This is a genomic window from Stenotrophomonas sp. YJH_SMC_21 (assembly GCF_059369555.1).
Genome location: NZ_JCAFSU010000002.1, coordinates 56,557 through 70,732 on the forward strand (window position 1 = coordinate 56,557; position 14,176 = coordinate 70,732).

General features: G+C 67.6%; 16 protein-coding genes. 7 read left to right on the forward strand and 9 right to left on the reverse strand.

All coding sequences use genetic code 11. From position 1 onward, the window contains the following. Positions 1-62 precede the first annotated feature (62 nt). Positions 63-650, forward strand: coding sequence for an FMN-dependent NADH-azoreductase (locus AC5P67_RS03135; protein WP_024956390.1), 588 nt, complete (start codon positions 63-65; stop codon positions 648-650). A gap of 186 nt (positions 651-836) precedes the next feature. Beyond that, the gene (locus AC5P67_RS03140; protein WP_099527313.1) at positions 837-1,187 is read left to right on the forward strand and encodes an SH3 domain-containing protein; all 351 of its coding nucleotides are present in this window, start codon (positions 837-839) and stop codon (positions 1,185-1,187) included. 158 nt (positions 1,188-1,345) lie between these two features. Here the strand turns inward: AC5P67_RS03140 and serS are convergent, their stop codons facing one another. After that, on the reverse strand, positions 1,346-2,626 hold the full coding sequence (gene serS, locus AC5P67_RS03145; RefSeq protein ID WP_005410178.1) for a serine--tRNA ligase: 1,281 nt from the start codon (positions 2,624-2,626) through the stop codon (positions 1,346-1,348). A 113-nt stretch (positions 2,627-2,739) separates the two neighbouring features. Here serS and AC5P67_RS03150 point away from each other — a divergent pair, with 113 nt between their 5' ends. Further along, entirely contained in the window at positions 2,740-3,378 is a 639-nt protein-coding gene (locus AC5P67_RS03150; protein ID WP_005410179.1) for an energy transducer TonB, read from the forward strand. Positions 3,379-3,497: 119 nt separating this feature from the next. Next, positions 3,498-4,070, forward strand: coding sequence for an energy transducer TonB (locus AC5P67_RS03155; protein ID WP_043034627.1), 573 nt, complete (start codon positions 3,498-3,500; stop codon positions 4,068-4,070). Between the two features lie 174 nt (positions 4,071-4,244). Here the strand turns inward: AC5P67_RS03155 and aroA are convergent, their stop codons facing one another. The 4 genes from aroA to AC5P67_RS03175 all read right to left on the reverse strand — a co-directional run bounded on the left by aroA (position 4,245) and on the right by AC5P67_RS03175 (position 8,972). Then, positions 4,245-5,552, reverse strand: coding sequence for a 3-phosphoshikimate 1-carboxyvinyltransferase (gene aroA / locus AC5P67_RS03160; RefSeq protein ID WP_043034626.1), 1,308 nt, complete (start codon positions 5,550-5,552; stop codon positions 4,245-4,247). A gap of 76 nt (positions 5,553-5,628) precedes the next feature. Next, positions 5,629-6,834, reverse strand: coding sequence for a prephenate dehydratase (gene pheA, locus AC5P67_RS03165; RefSeq protein ID WP_057503311.1), 1,206 nt, complete (start codon positions 6,832-6,834; stop codon positions 5,629-5,631). Positions 6,835-6,885: 51 nt separating this feature from the next. Continuing rightward, entirely contained in the window at positions 6,886-7,971 is a 1,086-nt protein-coding gene (gene serC, locus AC5P67_RS03170) for a 3-phosphoserine/phosphohydroxythreonine transaminase (RefSeq protein WP_495214291.1), read from the reverse strand. A 194-nt stretch (positions 7,972-8,165) separates the two neighbouring features. Further along, on the reverse strand, positions 8,166-8,972 hold the full coding sequence (locus tag AC5P67_RS03175) for an FHA domain-containing protein (RefSeq protein ID WP_495214292.1): 807 nt from the start codon (positions 8,970-8,972) through the stop codon (positions 8,166-8,168). Between the two features lie 125 nt (positions 8,973-9,097). On the opposite strand from AC5P67_RS03175, the gene AC5P67_RS03180 reads away from it, so the two are divergent. From AC5P67_RS03180 to AC5P67_RS03190, 3 genes are all read left to right on the forward strand, one after another. After that, the gene (locus AC5P67_RS03180) at positions 9,098-9,373 is read left to right on the forward strand and encodes a polyhydroxyalkanoic acid system family protein (RefSeq protein ID WP_005410185.1); all 276 of its coding nucleotides are present in this window, start codon (positions 9,098-9,100) and stop codon (positions 9,371-9,373) included. Between the two features lie 80 nt (positions 9,374-9,453). Continuing rightward, complete coding sequence (locus AC5P67_RS03185; protein WP_024956383.1) at positions 9,454-9,945, forward strand: phasin family protein; 492 nt, start codon at positions 9,454-9,456, stop codon at positions 9,943-9,945. Positions 9,946-10,182: 237 nt separating this feature from the next. Next, complete coding sequence (locus tag AC5P67_RS03190; RefSeq protein ID WP_024956382.1) at positions 10,183-11,193, forward strand: restriction endonuclease; 1,011 nt, start codon at positions 10,183-10,185, stop codon at positions 11,191-11,193. Between the two features lie 146 nt (positions 11,194-11,339). Here AC5P67_RS03190 and AC5P67_RS03195 read toward each other — a convergent pair whose 3' ends face one another. From AC5P67_RS03195 to AC5P67_RS03210, 4 genes are all read right to left on the reverse strand, one after another. Continuing rightward, the gene (locus AC5P67_RS03195; RefSeq protein WP_005410188.1) at positions 11,340-11,732 is read right to left on the reverse strand and encodes a type II toxin-antitoxin system HicB family antitoxin; all 393 of its coding nucleotides are present in this window, start codon (positions 11,730-11,732) and stop codon (positions 11,340-11,342) included. Positions 11,733-11,745: 13 nt separating this feature from the next. Continuing rightward, a complete protein-coding gene (locus tag AC5P67_RS03200; protein ID WP_076738546.1) occupies positions 11,746-11,922 on the reverse strand; it encodes a type II toxin-antitoxin system HicA family toxin in 177 nt (58 codons plus the stop codon). 94 nt (positions 11,923-12,016) lie between these two features. Further along, positions 12,017-12,745 (reverse strand): histidine utilization transcriptional repressor HutC, encoded by a 729-nt coding sequence (hutC, locus tag AC5P67_RS03205; RefSeq protein ID WP_005413872.1) that lies wholly within the window; start codon positions 12,743-12,745, stop codon positions 12,017-12,019. A gap of 28 nt (positions 12,746-12,773) precedes the next feature. Then, positions 12,774-14,144 carry a formimidoylglutamate deiminase gene (locus AC5P67_RS03210; protein WP_005413873.1) on the reverse strand — a complete coding sequence of 457 codons (1,371 nt, stop codon included), beginning with the start codon at positions 14,142-14,144 and terminating at the stop codon, positions 12,774-12,776. Positions 14,145-14,176 lie beyond the last annotated feature (32 nt).

Sequence of the window (14,176 nt, forward strand, 5' to 3'; positions counted from 1 at the left end):
CTATCGTTCTCTCCGTCGGCGGGGCCACCCCGCCCCTTCCCTCCAGAACATAGGTGACTGCCATGAAGCTTCTGCATCTCGACGCCAGCGTGCTTGGCGACAATTCCGTCTCGCGCCAGCTGTCGGCCGCCGTGGTCGCCCGCTTCACGGGCCAGATCGATGGCCTGCAGGTCGATTATCGCGATCTTGACGCCAATCCGGTACCGCATCTGCGCAGCAGCTCGCTGGCCAAGACCGATGCCGCCGAGGCGACCGATGCTGAACAGGTGATGCAGCAGTTCCTGGAGGCTGACATCGTGGTGATCGGCGCGCCGATGTACAACTTCAGCATTCCTTCCACGCTGAAGGCCTGGATCGACCGCGTGGCCGTGGCCGGCCGCACCTTCAAGTACACCGAGAACGGCCCGGTGGGCCTGGCCGGTGGCAAGCGGGTGATCATCGCCAGCAGCCGCGGCGGCATCTACACCGACTCGCCGGCCGACTTCCAGGAGCCGTTCCTGCGCCAGGTGTTCGCCTTCATGGGCGTCAACGAGGTCGAGTTCGTGCGCGCCGAGGGCATCGCCTACTCGCCGCAGCACCGCGAAGACGCGATTGCCGGTGCACTGGCAGCCCTGCCGTCGCACGAAGTGGTCGAAGCCGTCGCTGCATAAGCGTTCCAGCGTTCGGCGCCGCTCTCTCCTCGTCGAGGCGCTGAACGCGGGCCGTGGATCCCCTCCCCCATCCCGGCCCACCCTGGCGGCCCCGCTTTGCGGGGCCGTTTTTTTTGCATCAGTAGATCCACGCCATGCGTGGATCGGTGCCATGCGCGGCGCTCACCAGCACGTTAGGCTGGGGCCATGAACTACATCGTGACCACTGCGCACCGCAGCGAATTTCCGCACCCGATCACCCTGCGCCGCGGCCAGGCGCTGGTAGTGGGCGAACGCCATGAAGGCCCGGAGGGCTGGGATGACTGGTTCCTGTGCGAGGCCGAGGGGCAGCACCCCGGTTTCGTGCCGGCGCCGGTGATCGGTCGCGACGCGCAGGGTGGCGCGTTTGCCACGGAGGACTACTGCGCGCGGGAACTGGATGTGGATCCCGGGCAGCTGCTGCGTGGGCAGCGCACGCTCAATGGCTGGGCGTGGTGCGTGCCGGAGGCCGGCGACCCGGGATGGGTGCCGTTGGAGAAGTTGCGCGCTGTGGAGTGATCACGGCGGTTCATCCACGCACGGCGTGGATCTGCTGGGGCATCGGTGAAATCATGCCGAGCGCCTGCAACATCCTCCAGTAGATCCACGCCATGCGTGGATTCGGTGCCATGCAAGCATGGCACCCACCGGAGCCGCAGCACCGCCCGATCAGGGAATCAGGCGATGGTTTCCAGTCCGCCCATGTACGGCCGCAGGGCTTCCGGCACGGTGATGCTGCCGTCGGCGTTCTGGTAGTTCTCCATCACCGCGATCATCGCGCGGCCGACGGCCACGCCCGAGCCGTTCAGGGTATGCGCCAGTTCCGGCTTGCCGGTGGCCGGGTTGCGCCAGCGCGCCTGCATGCGGCGGGCCTGGAAATCACCACAGTTCGAGCACGAGGAGATCTCGCGGTAGGTCTCCTGCGACGGCAGCCAGACTTCCAGGTCGTAGGTCTTCACCGCAGAGAAGCCCATGTCGCCGGTGCACAGCAGCACCTTGCGGTACGGCAGGCCCAGCTTTTCCAGCACCACTTCGGCGCAGCGGGTCATGCGCTGGTGTTCGGCATCGCTGTCTTCCGGGCGGCTGATCGAGACCAGCTCGACCTTCTCGAACTGGTGCTGGCGGATCATGCCGCGCACGTCGCGACCACCGCTGCCGGCCTCGGCACGGAAGCACATCGAGTGGGCGGTCATGCGCAACGGCAGGCGTTCGGCGTCGACGATCTCGTCGCGCACGATGTTGGTCAGCGGCACTTCCGAGGTCGGGATCAGGTAGCGCGTGGAATCGCCCACGGCCGTCTTGAACAGGTCGTCCTCGAACTTCGGCAGCTGGCTGGTGCCGCGCAGCGAATCGGCGTTGACCAGCAGCGGCACGTTGGTTTCCTCATAGCCGTGCTCGCCAGTGTGCAGGTCGACCATGAACTGGGCCAGCGCACGGTGCAGGCGCGCGATCGGGCCGCGCAGCACGGTGAAGCGCGAGCCGGACAGCTTGGCCGCGGTCTCGCCGTCCAGCCAGCCGTTGCGGGCGCCCAGTTCGACGTGGTCGAGCACCTTGAAGTCGAACTGGCGCGGGGTTCCCCAGCGCGACTGCTCGACGTTGTCGTTCTCGTCGGCACCGGCCGGCACGTCATCGGCCGGCAGGTTCGGGATGCCCATCGAGATCGCTTCGATCTTCTCGCGCAGCTCGTCCAGCGCCACTTCCGAGGCCTTCAGCTCGTCGGCGAAGGCTGCGACCTCGGCCATGATGGCCGAGACGTCCTCGCCCTTGGCCTTGGCCTGGCCGATGGCCTTGGAACGGCTGTTGCGCAGGCTCTGCAACTCCTGGGTCCGCACCTGGATGCGCTTGCGATCAGCCTCCAGGGACTCCAGGGCAGACACGTCGAGCTCGAAGCCGCGGCTGGTGCGCAGGCGTTCGGCGAGGTCGGCGGGCTGGTGGCGGAGCAGGGCTGGATCAAGCATGGCAGGTGTCGTGGTGGGTATCAGGGATGGGATTATCGCTTGTTATACGGATTTCTGCCGCCCGGTTCATTCCCGCCGTGGCAGAATCGAGCCATTCCGTACTGGTCCGGTCCATGTCTGCACCCCGCTCGTCGTCCGCCAAGTCGTTCACTGTGCATATCCCGCGCAACGCCCTGAAGATCGCCGGCATCGCCTTCGGCGTGGGCGTACTGCTGTTCGTGCTGGTCTGGCTGACCGGCCGCGACAAGGAGTTCTTCCGCGCCGATCCGGCTGCCCAGACCCCGCAGGAAACCGCCCAGATCGAGCCCCTGCCGGAACCACTGGCCGCTGCCGCCGGTTCCAGCGACATGCCCGATGCCAAGCCGGCACCGGTGGAGGAAGAAGCGCCGAAGCTGGTGGAAACGGCCCCGCCGCCGCCCGCGCCCGTGGCTGAAGCGGCCCCGGCTGCACCGGGCCCTGCGCCGGCGGCCACCGGCAACAGCCAGCCGATGCCGATTGCCGGACAGTCGCCGCCACCGTCCTATCCCGCCGCCGCCCTGCGCGCCGGTGAAACCGGTACGGTGGTGGTACGCGTGGACGTGGACGCCACCGGCTATCCGAACAACGCCACGGTGATCCAGCGCAGCGGTTCACGCGAGCTCGACCGTGCCGCCACCGACGCTGTGCGCCGCTGGCGCTTCACTCCGGCGCAGAGCAACGGCCAGGCCGTACCCGGCAGCATTGAAGTGCCGTTCGACTTCAAGACGCAGTAACTGAACACTTCCCGGCAGGCAAACTGAACCCTGCCGGTGGCGTTGACGCAACGCTGACACTTCCCGTCCGTGGCTCGGGCAACACTGCCCACGTCGTCCATTGACGGAAGGAGTTTGCGATGACCGCCACCACCCATGAAGACCTTCATTCGCCGCAGCTGCCGCAGGATTCAAGCGCGCAGCACAAGCCCACGTCGCTCTGGATGTGGATCGCGCTGATCGTGGCGATGTTTGCCGGCGCCCTGCTCTGGCTGCGTCATTCGAACCAGGAAGACGTGGCACCGGCGCCGATCGGTGAGCGCATGCTGCCGGCCCCTGAGCAGCCCGCGGTGACGGATGCAGCGGCCCCTGCCGCGCGCCAGGCAACCCCGGCTACTGCTTCGCGGAAGGCCGCGCCGGTAGTGCGCAATCGTGAAGCCCGCCCGCTGGCCAGCAACCGCATGCCCACCTACCCCGCCGCCGCGCTGCGTAGCGGCGTGCAGGGCAGCGTGATCGCCAGCCTGAATGTCGATACCCGCGGCAATGTCGCCAGCGCTGCGATCGTCTCGCGCAGCGGCGAGCGCAGTCGCGATCTGGATCGTGCGGTGCTCAATACCGTGCAGAACTGGAAGTTCCAGCCGGCGGTGCATGACGGCCGCGCAGTAGCAAGCGTAGTGCGGGTCCCGGTGGATTTCCGTACCGAGCAGCGTTGATCGCGGACGAGGGGTTCGTGATGTTTAGACGGAGGCTTCGGCCTCCGTCCTTTTATGCGGGAAAGCGTGCCAACCAAGGTTGGCACCTACCGGGAGATGTGAGCGAGCCAACCAAGGTTGGCACCTGCCGGGCAATGCGATCCGCCGGGCATGACCCGGCGGATGCGGTGACGATCAGGCCAGGTTGAATCCGGCGCTGCGGGCCAGGCCGTCGAAGTCCGGGAAGGACGTGGCGACGTTGGCGATATCGTTGATGCGCACTTCGCCGTCACTGATCTGGCCGGCAATGGCGAACGCCATGGCGATGCGGTGGTCGCCGTGGCTTTCGATGGTGCCGCTGCCCAGGCGCACGCCACCATGCAGGGTGGCACCGTCGTCGGTTTCGTCCACCTGCATGCCCAGCGCGCGCAGGCCGGTGGCCATCGCTGCGAGACGATCGGATTCCTTCACCCGCAGCTCGGCGGCGCCGGTCACCACGGTCTGACCTTCTGCAGCAGCTGCCGCCACGAACAGCGCCGGGAACTCGTCGATCATGTCCGGCACCAGTTCTTCCGGAATGCGTGCACCCTTCAGCGGGGCATAGCGCGCCACCAGGTCCGCCACCGGTTCACCGCCCTGCTCGGCCGGATTCTCTTCGGTGATGTCGGCACCCATCAGGCGCAGCGCGTGCAGCAGGCCGGTGCGGCGCGGGTTCAGGCCGACCTGTTTCAGGCGCAGCTCGGAGCCCGGAATGATGCTGGCAGCCACCAGATAGAACGCCGCAGACGAGAAGTCGGCCGGCACCACGATATCCGTGGCACGAAGGCGTTGGCCGCCGCGCAGGCGCGCCTTGCCCGGCGAGAATTCGATGTCCACGCCGAACGCGGACAGCATGCGTTCGGTGTAGTCGCGGGTCGGGTGCGGCTCGACAACGCTGGTTTCGCCCTGCGCGTACAGGCCTGCCAGCAACACCGCCGACTTGATCTGCGCGCTGGCCACCGGCGAGGCGAAGTCGATGCCATGCAGCGTCTGGCCGCCATGCACGTGCAGCGGCGGCGTGCCGTCATCCTGGGTGTCGATCTTCGCGCCCATCTGCGACAGCGGGCCGGTGACGCGGCGCATCGGTCGGCCCGACAGCGACTCGTCGCCGATCAGCGTGCAGTCGAACGCCTGGCCCGCCAGCAACCCGGCCAGCAGGCGCATGCCGGTACCGGCGTTGCCGCAGTCCAGCGGCGCATCCGGCGCCTTCAGGCCGTCGATGCCGACGCCGTGCACGATGCGCTGCGACGGGCTGGGGGTTTCGATGCGCACGCCCAGCTGGCTGAAGATGCGCGCGGTAGCGCGGGTATCTTCGCCTTCCAGGAAACCTTCGATATGCGAGGTGCCATCGGCCAGCGCGGCGAACATCACCGAGCGGTGCGAGACCGACTTGTCGCCGGGAATGGTCAGACTGCCCTGCAGCGGCTGGCCCTTGCGGGCGATCCAGTGTTGCGCGTTGCTCATCGTTCGATCATTCCGTAAACGCCGGCAGCGCCGGCGATGCATCAGGGAGCGGCGGCCAGGGCCGCCGCAGCAGCACTCAGGGCACGGCCACCGGATAGGAGCCCAGCACCTTGATCTGCGCCGAGTGCGCTTCCAGTTCGGCCAGTGCGGCCTGCATCGGCGCGTCGTCGATGTGGCCGGCCAGGTCGATGAAGAAGCCGTACTCCCACTTGCCGTGGTGCGACGGCCGCGACTCGATGCGGTTCATGCTGATGCCGTGGCGGGCGAACGGGCTGAGCACGTCGAACAGCGCACCGGGCTTGTCATGGATGAACACCAGCACCGAGGTGCGGTCGTGGCCTGAGGTCGGGAAGATGTTGCGGCCCACCACCAGGAAGCGGGTGGTGTTGTCGGCATCGTTCTGGATCGGCTTGGTGACCACCTTCTTCAGGCCGTACACGTGGCCGGCACTCTCGCCGCCGATGGCAGCCGCGTCGTCGGCGTTGCGCGCACGGCGCGCACCTTCGGCGTTGCTGGATACCGGAATCTTCTCGGCCTTCGGCAGGTTGGCGCGCAGCCACGCCGAGGTCTGCATGAACGACTGCGGGTGCGCGTAGATACGCTCGATGTCCTCGATGCGGCCGCTGCGCGACATCAGGTACTGCTGCACGCGCAGTTCCACTTCGCCACAGATCTTCAGGTTCGAGGTCAGGAACATGTCCAGGGTGATCTGGATGGTGCCCTGCCCTGAATTCTCCACCGGCACCACGCCGAAATCGGCGTTGCCCGCTTCCACTTCCTGGAACACTTCCTCGATGCTGGCCATCGGCAGGCCCAGCGCGGAGCGGCCGAAGTGCTTGAGCACGGCCTGCTGGCTGAAGGTGCCTTCCGGGCCGAGGTAGCCGATCTTCAGCGGCTCCTGCTGGGCCAGGCAGGCCGACATGATCTCGCGGTAGACGTGCACCAGCAGCTCGTCGCTGAGCGGGCCTTCGTTGCGGTCCACCACCATGCGCAGCACCTGCGCTTCGCGTTCGGGGCGGTAGTAGTCCACGGCGGCGGCCAGCTTGCCCTTGGCCTTGCCGACCTGGTGGGCGAAACGCGCGCGCTCGGCGATCAGGTTCTGGATGTCGCGGTCGATCTGGTCGATCTTCGAGCGCACATCGGCCAGCGCCAGCGGCGCCAGGGTGGGCGCCGGGTTCGACGCGGCCTTGGACGTGCTCTTGCCCTTGGCCTTGGTGGAGGCGCTGTCCTTGGCCGGTTCGGCCTTCTTCGGCGCCTTCTTGCTGGATTTGCTGCTTGCCATCGGAATTCCCTGTTGCGGGGCACGCACCTGACGGTGCGCGCCATTCATTGCTCAACCGTGACGCTGCTGGAAATCGGCCATGAAGGCGACCAGCGCCTCGGCCCCGGCCAGCGGCATGGCGTTGTACAGCGAGGCCCGGATACCGCCGACCACCTTGTGGCCCTTCAGCGCCAGCAGACCGGCGGCCTTGGCCTCGGCGACGAAACGGGCGTCGAGATCGGCATCGGGCAGGAAGAAGGGGATGTTCATCCGCGAACGGGCCGCATGTGCGACCTCATTGCGGTAGAAGCCGCCGGAGCCGTCGATGGCGCCGTACACCAGCGCGGCCTTGGCGGCATTGCGCTTGGCGAACTCGGTCACGCCGCCCTCGGCCAGCATCCACTTGAACACCAGGCCGGCCAGATACCAGTTCCAGGTCGGCGGGGTGTTGAGCATCGAATCGCGGGCGACGTGCGAGCGGTAATCGAAGATGTCCGCGCGCGGCTGGCCACTGCGCTCGAGCAGGTCGCGGCGGATGATCATCACCGCGATGCCGACGGGCCCGAGGTTCTTCTGCGCGCCGGCGTAGATCACGCCATAGCGGCGCACATCCAGCGGTTCGCTCGCGATGGACGAACTGAAATCGGCGATCAGCGGGACATTGCCGGTGTCGGGCACATCACGGAACTCGACACCGTGGATGGTCTCGTTGGCGGTGATGTGCACGTAGGCCGCATCGGGCGAGAGCTGCCAGTCCGCGCGCGGCGGCAGCGTGCGGTAGCCATCGGCCTCGCTGCTGGCGGCGATGTTGACGTCCACGTAGACCCCGGCCTGCTTGACCGCGGTCTTGCCCCAGTGGCCACTGACCACGTAGTCGGCACGCTGGCCCGGGGCGGCGAAGTTGAGCGGGATCAGCGCCTGCTGGGTGGTGGCGCCACCGGACAGGAACAGCACCGCATAGTCGTCGGGGATGTCGAGCAGGCGACGCAGGTCGGCCTCGGCTTCGGCGGCCACGGACATGAATTCCGCGCCGCGATGGCTCATTTCCACGATCGAAGCGCCGGACCCGTGCCAGTCCAGCATTTCCGCCTGCGCCTGGCGCAGGACCGATTCCGGCAAGGTCGCAGGGCCGGCACTGAAGTTGAACGCGCGCGTCATGTCACACCTGTGGGGCAAGAACCCTAGTATGCCGCAGTGCACCAGCCTTGCGGCCTTGTGGCGCAAGGGAAATTTGGTTTCATTGGAATCCATTGGCGACGCGACCGGGTAGTGCCGGCCGCTGGCCGGCAACCTCATGGATTCGGGGCGGCGGTTGCCGGCCAGCGGCCGGCACTACCGTCACCGCGCGACCGTCAGCGCGCGCCGAACCAGAGCAGCAGGCTGAGCACTGCCGCCAGCAACAAGGCGCTGGCCAGCAGCCACGGCCAGCGCCGCACCCTGCGCGGCGTCACCGGCAGCACCGGCGCCTGTTCCGCGTCCTGGCTGGACTCGTCCTCGGCCGGCAGCGGACGCCGGCGCGGGTCGTGCGGCACTTCCAGCACGAAACGGTGCTGGCCATCGAACACCACCTGGTCGCCGGCCTGCAGCCAGCAGTGGCGCACGGCCACGCCGTTGACCCGGGTGCCGTCGGCACTGCCGAGGTCGCGCAGCAGCACACGATCACCGTGCACTTCCACGCGGGCGTGCTGTTCGGCGAAGGCCGGATCGTCGATGGTGATGTCGGCCTCACTGCCGCGACCGACCAGGCGGGCCCGCGACAGGGTGAAACTGCGGCCATGATGCAGGCCACCAACACCACGCAGCAGGCGCTGCTGCTCGTCGCTGCCGCCATCGTTCTTCGGTGCGGGCGCCTGCAGCAGGCTCTCGACCTCGCCCTGCAGCACCATCTCCACACCGTCCACATACACCGCGTCGCCCGCACGCAACAGGGCCATCCGGCGTACCGGGCGACCGTTCACGTGGATGCCGCGGATGCCGTTGCCGACCTGCAGCCAGAGGCCGCGATCATCCATGCAGAACTGCGCCAGCAGCAGCGCGCCGTGGCCGGCGTCGCCGAGCCGCACGCTGCCGTTGGCCTGGCGCACGATGCGTTGCACCCCGGGCCGCAGCGGCTGGTCGGGCTGTTGTTGTTGACTGAAGTGAACAAGCAGGTTCTGCACGCGGCGCAGCCTAGCAGGTTGGCCGCCAACGAAGAAGAACCTGCGATGAGTGCTTGGCGCGACGGCCCTCGATGCGCACAATGCTCGCCCTCATTGATCATCCCCGCCCTGCGCCAGGAGCCTGCATGTCCACCATCGATGTCCGCCACGCCCACGCCCTGCCCGACGCACAGGCACGCGCCGCGATCGAACAGGTCGCCGCCAAGCTGTCCGAGCGCTTCGGCCTGAAGTCGTCCTGGGCCGCCGACGTGCTGAACTTCTCTGGCAGCGGCGTGGACGGTGCGATCGAGCTGCAGCCGGGCGCCGTGCGCGTGACCGCCAAGCTGGGCTTCCTGCTGTCGGCGATGAAGGGCATGGTCGAGGGCGAGATCCAGCGCGTGCTGAAGGAAAAGCTGGGCTGAACCCCGGCGACGGCCGTCACGGCCGTGCAACGCCAGTGCGCGCTACTCTCGGGGCAGGCCCAACTCCCACGGGAAGTGCGATGAACCAGTACGAAAACGATGACCGCCGCAACGACGACGCCTCGTTCGGTGACCAGGCCGAGCGCTTCTCGCGCAAGCTGAGTGACTCGGCGCAGCAGGTCTGGCTGGCCGGCCTGGGCGCCCTGGGCCGTGCACAGGCCGAAGGCAGCCGCTTCTTCGACGGCCTGGTGAAGGAAGGCGAAGCCTGGGAGGCCCGCCGCCGTGAACGCCACGGCGAACAGGGCCCGGGCTGGCGCGACAACGTGGAATCCTCACTGGATGAGGCCCGCGAGAAGGCCTCTGGCACCTGGAACAAGGTCGAAAAGGCCTTCGATGACCAGGTGCAGGGCGTGCTCAAGCGCCTGCATGTCCCCACTGCGGACGAGGTGACCGCGCTGGAAGCCCGTATCGACGCCCTGCACGCGCGGCTGGCCAAGCTGGAAAACCGTGCGGCCTCGGGCGCCGATGCTCCCGCCCCGGGCAGCCATCAGTCGCCAGGCAGCGTGCCCTGACCGGCCATTGTTGCAATGCAATAAAATTTGATTGACAATCGCGAGCAACCCGCCAATCGCTTCGGCTGCCGTTTGTTCCCTCCCCTCACGGCTTCAGGATTGGCGGGTTTTTCGTGCTCGCCGTATGCCGATCTGAGCGTTCCATCACGCTTCCTGTCAGGAACGTCCTGACCCAGCCGGATAGTGCGACCTTTACACTGTCGTCTTCCGCATTCGCCCCTTCCGCGCACCTCCTGCATGCTCCCTTGGATCCTGGCCCTGCTGTCGGCCCTGCTTACCTGTTCCCTGGCTGTTGTCTATCTGTGGTGGATCAAGCGGCGGCAGAAGGAGATGCAACTCGGCCTGCAAGCGCTGGCCGGCATGCACTGGCGCGAGTTCTCGGTACTGGTCAAGCGCATGCTGCGCGAACAGCGCGGCCTGCGTGAACTGAATGACCCGGCGGAGGAGTCCCGCGAGCCAAGCAGCGACTTCCTGCTCAGCGACGGCCCCAACCAGTGGCTGGTGTCCTGCAAGCATGGCCTTGCCTACCGTATCGGCACCGCCGCAGTGAACGAGCTGGGGGCTGCTGCGCGCCTGGCCGGCGCCAAGGGCGGCGTGCTGCTGACCGAAGGCCGGATGGAACGCGACGGGCGCAGCGCTGCCGAGAAGCAGGCGGTCGAGGTGCTGGACGGTCCACGCCTGTGGCCGCTGCTGCAGCCCTACCTGCCGGCGGAAATCGAAACCCGTGTGCGTGCCAGCGCCCGCCATGAAGCCCTGCGCCGGATCGCCATTGCCGCGCTCGGCGCGGTCACGCTGGGCCTGCTGGTGGGATTGAGCCTGCAAGGCTTGCATGTGCAGGACACCCCGCCTGTTGCCGAGGTGGCGGACACCCCCGCGCCGGTTGCACCTGCGGTTGAAGCGGCGCCCGAACCGGCGCCGGCCCCCGCCACCACGCCGCCGGCCGCTGCGCCTGCACCGGCCGCGCCCTCAGCCGACGCGCGCAGCAACCCCAACCCGGATGCCGCCACGCTGGAGCGCTTCCAGGCCGATCTGTCCCGCGCCTTGGCCGGCAAGCCCGGTATCGCCAGCGGGGTCTGGCTGACCCGCCAGACGCTGGCGATCAACCGCACGGGCGAGCTGGACGCGGTCTGGCCGCAGGTCTGCGAGGAAGTGCTGCACTACCCCGCCCTGCGCAACGTGCGCATCCAGCTCAACGCCCGCCCCGGCGTGGATGAGCCGGTGCGCTGGCGGCAGTGCGCCACGTACTGATGGGGCCGCATCCACGCGTGGCGTGGATTTACTGAACCCCGATGCGCGACCCCTTGGTAGATCCACGCCACGCGTGGATGCCTTTGCAGAGTTGAGCCACACGCGAACAGCAGCCGAGCATCGGCTCGGCTCCACATGGCGCCAGCTCAGCCCAATGCCGCGAGATGGGCGATGTAACTGGAGCGCGATTCACCCGCCGCTCTGGCCTGCGCATCCAGCCTCGCCAGGATCCGGCGTGGCAGGCTGATATTGACCCGCTCGATGGTATCGTCCAGCAGAGCCGGATCAATGCAGATGTACGCAAGAATCCAACGGATGTCCTTGGATGCCTCGGCGGCGATCTTCTGTGGCGCGGAAGGTGTCGGAATCGAGCGCCCCTCATCCAGGGCCGCATCAATCCAGGCGAGTGCAGCTTCCTCGGCAGCGCTGAGCGCATCATCAAGCGTGTCGGCCGCCGAGAAGCACCCCGGCAGATCTGGAACGACCACACCCCACGCGGTGCGCTCATCGCCTGCCTCGATCAGGACTGGATATCGCATGGGCCCTCCTACGTCAGTCCTGCGAGCTTCCGCAACGCCTGCACCAGCCCTTCCCCAGATCCTTCCTTGGGTGAGGAACGGTGATGATGTGAGGGTGCTGCGGGTGCACGAATACATGATGGGATCCGCGGATCCGACGACAGATCCAACATGCCGCTTCCAGATCCCGGATGAGGTCCCTGCTCTTCATGCAGGGACGATACACATCGCACACACGCCCCGACAGAGTTCAAGGCGACAGTCGTTCCGGCCCAGTAGATCCACGCCATGCGTGGATGGAATCCCTATCGCGCGCCCGGCGCGAAGCGCGCCACCAGGTCCCAGGCATCCCCCAGGAACACCTGGCGCACGCGGGTGATCGGCTGTTCGCCACGCCAGGTCAGGCGTTCGATCACCAGGCAGGCGGTACCCGGCTTCACCTCCAGCAGCTTGGCGGTGGCGGTATCTGCCCCCCAGGCACTGATGCGGTGCTGGGCACGGGTCCACGACACGTTCTGCAGCAGCCAGCTGCCCGGTGCGGTAGTGCTGAAGTCGACCTCCAGTACCTCCGGCACCCCCACCGGGCTGATCAGGCGGTGCTCCAGCGCCAGCGGGCGACCATCGGCCAAATGCAGGCAGCGCATCGCCAGCAGGTTTTCCTGACCGGCCAGCTCGACTTCACCGGCATTGCCGGCATCGGCAAGGCGCAGGTCGCGCTGCAGCAGGCGATAGGCGTACTGGTGGCCGCGCGAGCCAACCTCCATCGCGATATCGGGGATCTCCAGCGCCACCTGCTCCAGGTGCGGGGGTTGCCGCGCCACGAACGAACCGGCACGGCGGCGACGCTCGATCATGCCGCTCTCGGCCAACGCGGTCAGCACCTTGTTCACCGTCATCCGCGAGCAGCCGTACTGCTCCATCAGCTCGTGTTCGTACGGAATCCGAAAGCCCGGCGCCCACTCTCCACTGAGGATGCGGCTTTCCAGATCGCTGCGGATACGCTGGTTGAGCGTGGCGGACTTGCTGACCTTCACGTAATGGGGTCTCGGTGGCGGGAGGCGATCAGCCCAGCACGCCACGCAGGGCGGCGGTAAAGGCGGTGGTGATCGCCTCGCGCTGCAGGTGGCGGCCCTCGGCCACGCATTGGCGGCCATGGCGCCAGACCGATCGCAGCGCGCCATTACGTGCGGCGAACACCCAGCTGTCAAGCCATGCGTCATCCTGTCGCGCCTGCAGCGCCGGGTGCCCGGCATCCAGTTCGACCAGGTCGGCACTGGCGCCGACCTGCAGGCCAGCGGGCACGCCCAGCGCCTGTGCACCACCGTGCAGTGCGCCTTCGAACAGGAAGCGGCCGGTACTGCGGGTGGCATCCGGGGCCAGCACGTTGCGACCGCGCAGGGTCAGGCGCTGGCCGTATTCGAGCAGGCGCAGTTCTTCGGCCGCATCAATCAGCACATTGGAATCGGAGCCGACACCGAAGCGCCCGCCCTCGCGCGCGAACGCCTGCATCGGGAACAGGCCGTCACCCAGGTTGGCTTCGGTGATCGGGCACAGGCCGGCCACGGCCTGGCTGGCCACGATGGCGACGCGCTCATCGTCGGTGATGTGGGTGGCGTGCACCAGGCACCAGCGCGCATCCACCGGTGCATGGTCGTACAGCCACTGCACCGGACGCTGGCCGCTCCAGGCCAGGCAGGCCTCGACTTCACGCACCTGCTCGGCGATATGGATGTGCACCGGGCCGTCGGTCAGCGGCAGCAACGCACTCAATTCCTCGCCGGTGACTGCACGCAGGCTGTGCGGCGCGATGCCGAGCACCGCATCCGGCAGCGCGGCCAGTGCCGGCTTGGCGGCGTCCAGCAGCTGCGCGAAACCGTTCACGTCGTGGATCAGGCGCCGCTGCGCTGGATTCGGCGCCGCCCCGCCGAAATCGGCATGCGCATAGAACACCGGCAGCAGGGTCAGGCCGATGCCGGTCTGCTCGGCGGCGGCAGCAATCCGTGCACTCATCTCGGCGCGGTTGGCATAGGCGCGACCATCGGCGTCGTGGTGCAGGTAATGGAATTCGCCGACGCGGGTGAAGCCGCTTTCCAGCATTTCCATGTAGGCCTGGGCGGCGATGGCCTGCACCGCGTCCGGGCGCAGATGGGCCAGGAAGCGGTACATCAGCTCACGCCAGCTCCAGAAGCTGTCACCGTCGCCGCCGCCGATCTCGGTCAGCCCAGCCATGCCGCGCTGGAAGGCGTGGCTGTGCAGGTTGGGCAGGCCCGGCACCAGGATGTCGACGCGGGTGTCGCCGTGCTGGGCGCCCTGCCCCATGTGGATCGCCGTGATGCGGCCGTCCTGCACCTGCAGGCGGACATCGCGGGCCCAGCCGTCGGCCAGAAGGGCGTGGGCGGCATGGAAACAGAGCGGGGAACGCGAATCGGACATGGCTGGACAACCCGAAATGGACGCCTATATTG

Excerpts from the sequence above, each read along its gene's own strand:
- AC5P67_RS03140 (WP_099527313.1), top strand. The coding sequence starts at position 837 with ATGAACTACATCGTGACCACTGCGCACCGCAGCGAATTTCCGCACCCG.
- AC5P67_RS03190 (WP_024956382.1), top strand. The coding sequence starts at position 10,183 with ATGCTCCCTTGGATCCTGGCCCTGCTGTCGGCCCTGCTTACCTGTTCC.
- pheA (WP_057503311.1), bottom strand. The coding sequence starts at position 6,834 with ATGGCAAGCAGCAAATCCAGCAAGAAGGCGCCGAAGAAGGCCGAACCG.
- AC5P67_RS03135 (WP_024956390.1), top strand. The coding sequence starts at position 63 with ATGAAGCTTCTGCATCTCGACGCCAGCGTGCTTGGCGACAATTCCGTC.
- AC5P67_RS03180 (WP_005410185.1), top strand. The coding sequence starts at position 9,098 with ATGTCCACCATCGATGTCCGCCACGCCCACGCCCTGCCCGACGCACAG.
- AC5P67_RS03200 (WP_076738546.1), bottom strand. The coding sequence starts at position 11,922 with ATGAAGAGCAGGGACCTCATCCGGGATCTGGAAGCGGCATGTTGGATC.
- AC5P67_RS03195 (WP_005410188.1), bottom strand. The coding sequence starts at position 11,732 with ATGCGATATCCAGTCCTGATCGAGGCAGGCGATGAGCGCACCGCGTGG.
- serC (WP_495214291.1), bottom strand. The coding sequence starts at position 7,971 with ATGACGCGCGCGTTCAACTTCAGTGCCGGCCCTGCGACCTTGCCGGAA.
- AC5P67_RS03185 (WP_024956383.1), top strand. The coding sequence starts at position 9,454 with ATGAACCAGTACGAAAACGATGACCGCCGCAACGACGACGCCTCGTTC.
- AC5P67_RS03210 (WP_005413873.1), bottom strand. The coding sequence starts at position 14,144 with ATGTCCGATTCGCGTTCCCCGCTCTGTTTCCATGCCGCCCACGCCCTT.
- AC5P67_RS03150 (WP_005410179.1), top strand. The coding sequence starts at position 2,740 with ATGTCTGCACCCCGCTCGTCGTCCGCCAAGTCGTTCACTGTGCATATC.
- AC5P67_RS03155 (WP_043034627.1), top strand. The coding sequence starts at position 3,498 with ATGACCGCCACCACCCATGAAGACCTTCATTCGCCGCAGCTGCCGCAG.
- serS (WP_005410178.1), bottom strand. The coding sequence starts at position 2,626 with ATGCTTGATCCAGCCCTGCTCCGCCACCAGCCCGCCGACCTCGCCGAA.
- aroA (WP_043034626.1), bottom strand. The coding sequence starts at position 5,552 with ATGAGCAACGCGCAACACTGGATCGCCCGCAAGGGCCAGCCGCTGCAG.